Origin of the sequence: Allomesorhizobium camelthorni (genome assembly GCF_011045125.1) — a bacterium.
GTDB lineage: Bacteria > Pseudomonadota > Alphaproteobacteria > Rhizobiales > Rhizobiaceae > Allomesorhizobium > Allomesorhizobium camelthorni.
Map to the genome: position 1 here is coordinate 1 of NZ_JAAKZF010000139.1, position 8448 is coordinate 8448.

The 8448-nt window shown below is 61.7% G+C and carries 10 protein-coding genes; 3 read left to right on the plus strand and 7 right to left on the minus strand.

The window, feature by feature from the left end; genetic code table 11:
- A partial coding sequence (locus G6N73_RS33345) for a cache domain-containing protein (protein WP_484477019.1) occupies positions 1 to 1200 on the minus strand: 1200 nt, incomplete at its 3' end.
- 59 nt (positions 1201 to 1259) lie between these two features.
- Positions 1260 to 1979, minus strand: coding sequence for a DUF3047 domain-containing protein (locus G6N73_RS33350; RefSeq protein WP_165034180.1), 720 nt, complete (start codon positions 1977 to 1979; stop codon positions 1260 to 1262).
- Between the two features lie 125 nt (positions 1980 to 2104).
- Here G6N73_RS33350 and G6N73_RS33355 point away from each other — a divergent pair, with 125 nt between their 5' ends.
- The gene (locus G6N73_RS33355) at positions 2105 to 2584 is read left to right on the plus strand and encodes a DUF302 domain-containing protein (RefSeq protein ID WP_165034181.1); all 480 of its coding nucleotides are present in this window, start codon (positions 2105 to 2107) and stop codon (positions 2582 to 2584) included.
- A gap of 101 nt (positions 2585 to 2685) precedes the next feature.
- Here the strand turns inward: G6N73_RS33355 and G6N73_RS33360 are convergent, their stop codons facing one another.
- Genes G6N73_RS33360 through G6N73_RS33380 form a run of 5 tightly spaced genes read right to left on the minus strand, consistent with a single transcriptional unit; the run spans position 2686 to position 6593 of the window.
- Positions 2686 to 3990 carry a glucoamylase family protein gene (locus G6N73_RS33360; protein WP_165034182.1) on the minus strand — a complete coding sequence of 435 codons (1305 nt, stop codon included), beginning with the start codon at positions 3988 to 3990 and terminating at the stop codon, positions 2686 to 2688.
- A 31-nt stretch (positions 3991 to 4021) separates the two neighbouring features.
- Positions 4022 to 4519 carry a DoxX family protein gene (locus G6N73_RS33365; RefSeq protein ID WP_165034183.1) on the minus strand — a complete coding sequence of 166 codons (498 nt, stop codon included), beginning with the start codon at positions 4517 to 4519 and terminating at the stop codon, positions 4022 to 4024.
- Positions 4520 to 4524: 5 nt separating this feature from the next.
- Positions 4525 to 5325: an HvfC/BufC N-terminal domain-containing protein gene (locus tag G6N73_RS33370; RefSeq protein ID WP_165034184.1), complete on the minus strand. Its 801-nt coding sequence runs from the start codon at positions 5323 to 5325 to the stop codon at positions 4525 to 4527.
- Positions 5312 to 6238: an MNIO family bufferin maturase gene (gene bufB / locus G6N73_RS33375; protein ID WP_165034185.1), complete on the minus strand. Its 927-nt coding sequence runs from the start codon at positions 6236 to 6238 to the stop codon at positions 5312 to 5314. Before bufB ends, G6N73_RS33370 begins: the two co-directional genes overlap by 14 nt.
- Positions 6239 to 6269: 31 nt before the next feature.
- Positions 6270 to 6593 (minus strand): BufA1 family periplasmic bufferin-type metallophore, encoded by a 324-nt coding sequence (locus G6N73_RS33380; RefSeq protein ID WP_165034186.1) that lies wholly within the window; start codon positions 6591 to 6593, stop codon positions 6270 to 6272.
- A 194-nt stretch (positions 6594 to 6787) separates the two neighbouring features.
- Here G6N73_RS33380 and G6N73_RS33385 point away from each other — a divergent pair, with 194 nt between their 5' ends.
- The gene (locus G6N73_RS33385; RefSeq protein WP_165034187.1) at positions 6788 to 7324 is read left to right on the plus strand and encodes a sigma-70 family RNA polymerase sigma factor; all 537 of its coding nucleotides are present in this window, start codon (positions 6788 to 6790) and stop codon (positions 7322 to 7324) included.
- Position 7325: 1 nt separating this feature from the next.
- Positions 7326 to 7964 (plus strand): NrsF family protein, encoded by a 639-nt coding sequence (locus G6N73_RS33390; protein ID WP_165034188.1) that lies wholly within the window; start codon positions 7326 to 7328, stop codon positions 7962 to 7964.
- The last annotated feature ends 484 nt before the right edge of the window (positions 7965 to 8448 follow it).

An 8448-nucleotide genomic window follows, 5' to 3' on the forward strand; every position in this document is an offset into this window, starting at 1 on the left:
TCCGGCTGCCATGTGGACCAGGGCGGTGGACAGTGTGTCGAACTCGAAGAGCCACGATCGACGTCGCGTAACGCGGCCGAGTTCGAAGTTCTCGACGAATCTGAGATTGTCGACAACCGCCTGAAGAGGCGCAGCCAGAAGGCGTTGGGCAATCAGAACTGATACCGCTCCGGCTATCACGACGAGCGCGAGCAACGTGAAGGCAAGTTGTCTCGTCGTTCGCTCGATCTCGGCTAGAAACTCGGCTTCCGGAATGATTACGGCAACCTGCCAGCCTTGGAAGTCGAGCGGCGTCATAGTGGCGTTGTATGAGATACCCCGATCGACAATGCGCGATCTGGCGCCTTCCGTCGACACGGGCTCGCTGCGGTTCATGAGACGTTCGCCAAGCTGGCGCGCGACGCCGAGGAGAGGGTGGCCGCTGAGATCGGCGTCGTGTATCTCGTCCGCTGTCTTGTCGGGGCCGGCAATGATTTGGCCGTCGGAAGCCAGGATAAAAGCAGCGCCGGTACGGGCGACCTGGAGGGATCCGAGAAAGCGTGACAGGCGGCCAAGCTCGATCATCGTGGCGAGAACGCCCTGACGCTTGCGATAGACATCGATCGGCCCGGAGAAAGCAGCTGCGGCGCGTTTGACCGTCGGATGATCGGACACGATGAACCACGCCGGTGCGTCGGCTGTTATAGCCTGTTGATACCAAGGTTGATTGGTAACGATGTAGTCGCTCGGTTCGAATGTCCTCTTGCTGAATTCGATATCGCCCGGCAGGACCTTGTAGCGGTCGACGCGCCGTGTCCGCACGCCGTCCTTGATAAAGATCTCCATCATTTCGAGTTCTTTATCGCCGAGTTTGTGGGATGCGAAGAAACTCGTATCCGGCCACCCAAAGGCAATCCACGATAGGGAGGGCTGCGCCTGTATCTGGGAAAGGAAGACGAATTCGCGCTTGTCGGCTTCTCGCGTATCGATGACGTTCTGCAGGAAGATTGTGCGCACGGCGCCGAAGGCCGCTTCCGCACTCGCGATACGTCCGGCAACTTCTTTGCGCACGGCGTCGGTGATCTGGCGGTCTAGAGTCGCGATGAGAAGACGGCTGTTGTTGTCGGCAGTCCGCCGCCACAGAGCGTCCACTATGAGAGCGCTCGCGGCAATGCAACCGAGCAGGAGCACTGAAAGGGCAACTCGGACGCTAATGCGCATATGTGCTCCATAACAGACCGCGGGAGGTGTCCGTCACACGGACAGGCACCAAAGCCCGATCATTCTGGACTGAACCAGATGTCGCCGTAATAGCTCTGTGCGCGTCCCTTGTGATCGTCGGCGTCCGTCATAATCGCGACGGCGTCGATTTCGTTGATTTCCTCACCGAATATCCTCCTTAAGTCCTCGCGAAGGTTGCGCTTGTGCCGAACCCATGCGTCGAGCCCCTTTGGGCCGCTGTCGATCGCCATCATGCGGACCTGAGCGGTGTAGGGGCTCGGCCATTCACTGCCAGTGCGATGTTGACTCGCCCAGACGTAGTTGAGGGCGAGTGAACGCGTTCCGAGGGGGCCGCGTTCGATCACCACATAGATGCGGGCCGGGAAGTCGTCCCCGGACTTCGCATTCTCGTCGATGTCGGGAAAGATCTTCGTCACTTTCCACGACCAGTTGAGAAACGGCGTCCTCGTCAGGTCGATCTTTATTTTTCGGTAGCGGCCCGAGGCCGCGCCGTCGGTCGTGGCGGCAAGCACGGTTGAACCCAAATCGGGATCCCTGACGAATTCGTATCTGGTCTCGCCCTTGAATGAGCGGGTGCGCCAGTCTGAAAGCAATCCCTGCGAGAAGGAACCGACAAGAATGCTGCCATTCGCCGACTGCGCCAGGGCAGGGCTTGCGGCGAAGAGGGAGAGAAGGACGCTGAATGTTCTCAGTGTCTGACCCAACCGATGCCGCCCCAGCCGCCGGCCGATCCGGCCTGTGAAGAGCTTGTTGGCCATCTCCGTTGGGAAAACGGCCTTAAACCATGAAGCAGTCATTTGCGCCATCAACCGTCTTTCTGTGCATAATGGAGCGCAGCCTGAGACTTGAATGGGGTCGAGGTTACGCCGCCTGTATGAGGCAAATGGAGGAGATGATGTTTCGAATGCTTGTTGCCGCCGCAGCCGCCATAATCATCGCGCTGGCGGTCAATCATACTGCCCTCGCTCAAAGCGCTGATTTGATCGTGAAGGAAAGCGCCGCCGATTTTGCGACCACGGTACAACGCCTCCAGGCGGAGATTGAAAAGCGAGGCGCCAAGATTGTCGCGACTGTCGATCATGCCGCCGCCGCCAAGGCGAGCGGGCTTGAATTGCGGCCGACAACCGTAATCATCTTCGGCAATCCAGCGCTTGGCACACCCCTGATGGAGGGTCGACAGACGGCGGGACTCGATCTGCCTCTGCGTGTCTTGATCTGGGAAGATGCAAGCGGCAACGTGCAGATTGGGTACTGGCCGCCGTCGCGGATCACCGACGCTCACGAGATTGAGAACCTCGGGGACGTGACCGCCAAGATGACGGCCGCTCTCAACGCAATCACCGATGCGGCTGCGGCACGGTGATGCGTTTTTTGAGATGGGAGAAGTTCCAGTCCCAACGGCACGGCGGCGCATAGAGAAATTTCGTCCCGCCCTCGGTGGGCGCTCGAAACGAGAAAGCGGCGTCATGTCAACCAACCGCCGCTGAACCCGGCGCGGCGCAACCCGGCCACCACGTAGGGACAACCGCGCATCAATCGCCACAACAGGCCGCTGTGATGGTTCTCGATCATCAGGACGATGGGGCCTTGGTTGAGTCCAAAGTGCCACGGCGACACCCACCAGCCATAGGGATTGCCGGGCTCGCCCGGGTGTGTGGGATTAAAAGCCGCCTTGAAGCCGTACCTGTTGAAGGCTGTGAGCTTCGCCTGGTGGATGCAGAAGTCGATTGCCTGCAAGACGATTTCGGGAGCAAACGGCAGAGAAGCAACGACTGCCCAAGGCGCAAGCGTGCCATCATCTGGTCCGTAAGGCACGCCGCGTCCGACATAATCGTCGAATTTCCGCTGGGTGCCATTCAGCTTGAGTGTGGCGGGGCCGGGTCCCTCGCTTGCCGTAATGCCCCAGCAATATTCGTCATAATCCACGAATTTGCATGGGTTTTCGATGGCATAACGTTGCTGCACAAAAGTCGCCCGGCGGCTGTTCTCAAAGTAGTCGATGCCTTTCTCACGCATGAAGGCATCCTGGATCCCGCGAAAGTCGATCCAGACATGGGAAAGCTGGTGCGTGAACAACGGGCCGGCGTAAAGATACTCATAGCCGTAGCAGCTTTCCCATCGATAGCTGGACGTCCAGGCGGCGTAGCTGCTTTCCGGGAGCGGGTGGGTGGGGGAGCCAAGACCCAGGATGTAGAGCAGCAGAGCCTCGTCGTAGCCCCGCCACCGGTACTCGAGGAAACCGCTCTCCGGTTTCCAGCCGTGCGTCACGGCCGCGCCCTGGTTCTGCGCCCACTGCCAGTCGGCCCGGCGATAAAGTGCGTCGGCGAGCGTGCGGATTTCCCGTTCATCGGCCACGTCAGCATCGAAGTAAGCCGCTGCCGCCAAGGCGCCCGCCAACAGGAAGGCGCTATCGACCGTCGACAGCTCGCATTGCCAGGCGCGCCGGCCGGTCTGCATATCGAGGAAATGATAGTAGAAGCCGCGGTACCCGGTGGCGTCAGGCTCCGCTCCCTGGGGACTTGTCCAAAAGAAGCGCAGCGTGGCCAAAGTCCGCGCCGCCGCGGCCTCCCGCGTCATAAACCCGCGCTCGACGGCGACGGGATAGCAGGCGAGAGCCAGACCAGTCGCAGCAATGCTGGCGGGCCAATTTGCAGCGGTCTTGTCGAGGATCAGGCCGTTTGCCGGGTTCACCTCGTTGAGGAAGTAGTCGAAGGTTTCGCGCTGCAGCGTTTGCAGCTCTGCCGCACTGGCGCGCCGCCTGGCTTTCATGATGTCACCTGCTGTCGAAGCCGATGCCGCTTTATCCCATCCTCCGTGAAACAAGATGATCGAGTGACACCCGGCCAGGCCCGAACGCCATTAGCGCCAGCGCCATCGCGGCCCAAGTGAGATGAATCGGCCAGCCGGACGGAACGGTGAGTTGTATGACCGCGGTCATCAAGAGGAGGCCCAGCGCCGCAAACCGCGTGCCAAGGCCCAGAACGAGCAGGATCGGGAAGACGATCTCTGCCGATCCGGAAAGGAACGCGACCGTGGCAGGTGCGGGAAACGCGTAGGGACCGCCCGGCAGATGCAGCTTGAACTCAGAGCTGAAGAGGAAGACGGCAACGTCGTTAAGTTGCAGGAAACCGTCCCACTTCTTGACGCCGGACCGCCAGAAAGGAAGCGCGAGTGCGAAACGCAGAACGAGCTGGGTAAGAGACGGCTGCGCAATGGCACGGATACCGGCGCTCGCCCACTCGACAAGCCCGCCGATTCCCCGCCTTCCGTTGCTCTCGGTCCGCTGTTCGGGTTCCATATTTTTCAGCCTCCGCCGCGGATATCGTTGAAGACGCCAGCCTCGATCATTCCGGCGATGTTTGCGGAAAGATCAAATTCGGAATCATCTGTCAGCGCCGCCTCGGCAGCCGCGGCGAGCGGCTCGCCTGCGAGGAGACGTGTCAGAAAGACCGCACCGCCCGGCGGCAGCCGCCGGACGACCACCTCCATCCCGGGCCTGGTCACCAGCGCATCCTCCGGCTCGCTTGCCTCGATCGGGGTCACGGGACCACCGACCCGGTTCGCCGCGAAAATGGTGACCGCCGGGTAGCGTGAGCGCACGATCCGCGTTGCGGGATGCGGCGTCAGGATGGTGTCCGCCAGGTGAGCCGGAGGGATTGAAGCCAGGGCTTGGGGCGGCAACGGCGCCGCGTCGGCGGCGTGGTAGGCGTCGAGCCAGGCGCGCTCTATCCGCGCCACATCAGCAAGCCAGGGCATCGACCCGGCATATTCGTATCGTTCGATGAAATCTGGAAAGTCGTAACCGTATTCGAACAGGAGCGGCGAGGTGGGAGGCGTGGCGCGCACATGAAACCTGGCCATTGCGCGGAAGAAATCCACGCCTGTGATGCGCAACGTCGCCGGAAATGTTGCCGCCAGTGCGTTGATAAGGCTGACGGTGACGTTGTTGCGATAGACGGCGTAGCGCTTCTTTGCAGCCTTGCCGTTTGGTCCCGCGATGAAAGCCGGCGGGGGGCGCTCGGGATCGAGCAGCGGGCCGGCAAAATCGGCCGCATAGCCGATCCGGACGTCGTGACGATGGTCTTGGAAATCAACCGGCTGCATGAGCTTTCCCAGGCATGAAACGGTATGCGTGGCGGTCGAGAATCGCTTGTGCGGCCGCCGCCTCCGCCTTGAGGATCGGCCAGTCGGGGATTTCGCTGTCCCACTCGACAAGCGTCGGGACAGGTCCGCATTGGCCGATCACGATGTCGTAGAGTTTCCATACCGCATCGGCGACCGGGCCGTCATGGCTGTCGATGAGCAGCAGGTCGCCTTCGTCGTCCGCCTGCTCGGCATGCCCGGCCAGATGGATCTCGCCGACATGTTCGAGCGGAAAATCGCCGAGATAGCCGAGCGCGGAATAGCCGTGATTGGTGGCCGATACGAAGACATTGTTGACGTCGAGCAGCAGACCGCAGCCGGTGTGCCGGACCAGCTCGCGAAGGAACTCCGTTTCGCTCATCGTCGATTGCAAAAAGAGGACATAGGTCGAGGGGTTTTCAAGCAGGATCGGGCGGCCGATCGCCTCCTGGACCTCGTCGATGTGCTCGGCGACACGCGCCAGCGTCGTCTGCGTGTAGGGCAGCGGCAGCAAATCGTTGAAGTAGGTCGTCTCATGGGTCGACCAGGCGAGATGCTCGGAGACCAGCGCCGGCTCGTAGCGGTCGACCAGCGCCTTGAAACGCCCGAGATGGGTCTTGTCGAGCGGCTGCGGCCCGCCGATCGACATGCATACGCCGTGGAGCGACACCGGGTAGTCGCGGCGGATGCGGGTCAGCGCGTCGTGCGGCGGCCCGCCGGCGCCCATGTAGTTTTCCGCATGTACCTCGAAAAAGCCGCGCTCTACACCATTGGCCATGATCGACGGCAGATGGTCATGCTTCAAGCTGGTGCCCGCCATACCTGCGACGGGATGCGCCGGAAAGCGCGGGGCCACCGATGCCCGGGATAGCTGGATATTGGCCATTTCGTTCATCGTAACCTCCGCTTTCCGGCAGATCGCGTGCTTATGACGGGACGTCGCGCGTCAGCGGCTCCAGCGAGCCGGCGCGGTCGCCCGGCACCTTGATCGAGGCGCAGGTTCCGCCCTGAACCAACGCCCAGGCATTGCCCTGGAAGTCGACGGTCGATGTGCCTTGACAGGTGGTTCCGGGTCCGGCCGCGCAGTCGTTCATGCCGGCGAGGGAAACGCCGTAGCACTTCTCCTTGCCGGCATCCATCGCCGCCGCCGCCTCCGCTTCCGTCATCGGACCGGCACTGGCAAAAGACGCCAGCGCGGTTGCGACGGCGCCAGCTAGAATGGTCGCGCTCACGGTTGATTTCGTAGACATGGTTCTCTTCTCCGGTTGGTTTTCCGCACGCCGCATTTTCGTGGACGCGCTATGGTCAGTTCGGTCCGGGCGGGCGATGTGTTACATCTTTGCGGTCACACAAAATCGTGATTGGTGGCTTTGACGGTGAACAGAATTTTGCCGGTCCTGTAACAAATAACCGCGCGTAAGCGTACTACGGAGGGAATACAGGCTTGTACGGCAATGGCGAAAAGGAACTTGCACGGCTGTTGCGCACCGCGATCGCGGGCGACGAAAGAGCCTACGGCGAGTTCCTGCGGTGCGCTGCCTGTCTCGTGCGCGGCTTCGCGCGCCGGAAAGTCGGCCAGGGCGGGATTGATCCGGAGGATGTCGTGCAGGAAACGCTGCTGGCCATTCACATGAAGCGCCACACCTGGCGGGACGACGGACCCGTGATGCCATGGCTCCATGCGATTGCGCGCCATAAACTCGTCGACGCCTTTCGGCGCCGTGGCCGGCGGGTGGAGATCGAGATCGGCGAGATCGCGGAGACCTTTGCCGAGCCGGAACCTGAAACCGTCAGCAATCGGGAGATTGGCCGCGCCCTCGACGCGCTCACACCCGGGCAGCGCTCAGTGGTGGCGGCGGTTTCCGTCGACGGCAATTCAATCGTGGAGACAGCCGAGAGGCTCGGCATGAGTGAGACCGCAGTGCGGGTCGCGCTTCATCGCGGCCTTGTGGCAATCGCCAGGCGGTTTGGACGGGACTGAGATGGATACAAACGAACTCATTGAGACCCTGGTGGCGGACACGCGGCAGCCCGTAGCGCCGCTCTCGTTCGTATGGTGGGGCGCTGCCGGCCTTGCGATCGCTCTTGCCGCTGTCATCTTCTTTGCAACGCTCGGCCTGAGGCCCGACGTCGCGGCCGCTGCGGAAACGCCGCGCTTCATGCTGAAATTCGTGATTACCACAATGCTGGGCGCGAGTGCGTTCGGCCTCGCTCGCGGACTTTCACGGCCGGACGAAGACTGGCGCGGGGTGGCGCCGTACCTCGCGGTAGCGCCCGCCCTGCTTGCAATCGCGGTCTTCGTTGAGCTTTTGCTTCTCCCTCCCGGCGCATGGCCGGCCAAGATAGTCGGCATGAATAGCATGGTGTGCCTGGCTTACATTCCGCTGATCGGCATCGGCCCTCTCGCTGTTTTCCTGCTCGCACTCCGACACGGCGCGCCGACGCAGCCCGCCCTTGCGGGTGCGGCTGCCGGACTGCTTGCGGGCGGTATCGCCGCCACCTTTTACGCGGCCCATTGCACGGATGATTCGCCGCTTTTCGTAGCCACCTGGTACACAATCGCGATAGCCGGGCTTGCCGCCCTTGGAGCCGCCGGCGCCAGTCGACTTGCCCGGTGGTAGCATCCTGGATGCGATCGTATAGGTCGATCACGTCCTGCTGCATGAGGCACGGATCAATAGCCGGCTAGGTGACCGGCAGCCGGGTACAGATAGACGAGAACCGCAAGGCAGCTGACGAGTGCTGCCAGTCCAACAAATTTTGCGACCCCGCCTATCGAACGCATCAACGGTCCCGTGTGGCGGGTACTCGGACCTATCATTCTCGCACCGATATGCGTTCTCCTACTCTTCACGCCTCAAGTTCGCAGGACGCGGCAGACAACGCCACAAACGAATTTGGTTACTTTCGTCAATTGTTCGTGCGGCAGATGTGTTTCGATTTCGCTGCCGAATAGGTGGGCGCCGATGGCGGGATGACCCCGCATCGCAGGCAAACGCCTGTGACTTTGCTCCGAACAGCCATGCTTCATCGCGTGACGATGGCGACATCCGGATGAAATGCGTGGGCGACAAAGGCAAACGTGATGTCGTGCGGAATATCCCA

Bases quoted from the DNA above. Each gene is read 5' to 3' on its own strand.
- G6N73_RS33390 (WP_165034188.1), top strand. From the start codon at position 7,326: ATGGATACAAACGAACTCATTGAGACCCTGGTGGCGGACACGCGGCAG.
- G6N73_RS33380 (WP_165034186.1), bottom strand. From the start codon at position 6,593: ATGTCTACGAAATCAACCGTGAGCGCGACCATTCTAGCTGGCGCCGTC.
- bufB (WP_165034185.1), bottom strand. From the start codon at position 6,238: ATGAACGAAATGGCCAATATCCAGCTATCCCGGGCATCGGTGGCCCCG.
- G6N73_RS33355 (WP_165034181.1), top strand. From the start codon at position 2,105: ATGGAGGAGATGATGTTTCGAATGCTTGTTGCCGCCGCAGCCGCCATA.
- G6N73_RS33350 (WP_165034180.1), bottom strand. From the start codon at position 1,979: ATGGCCAACAAGCTCTTCACAGGCCGGATCGGCCGGCGGCTGGGGCGG.
- G6N73_RS33370 (WP_165034184.1), bottom strand. From the start codon at position 5,325: ATGCAGCCGGTTGATTTCCAAGACCATCGTCACGACGTCCGGATCGGC.
- G6N73_RS33360 (WP_165034182.1), bottom strand. From the start codon at position 3,990: ATGAAAGCCAGGCGGCGCGCCAGTGCGGCAGAGCTGCAAACGCTGCAG.
- G6N73_RS33365 (WP_165034183.1), bottom strand. From the start codon at position 4,519: ATGGAACCCGAACAGCGGACCGAGAGCAACGGAAGGCGGGGAATCGGC.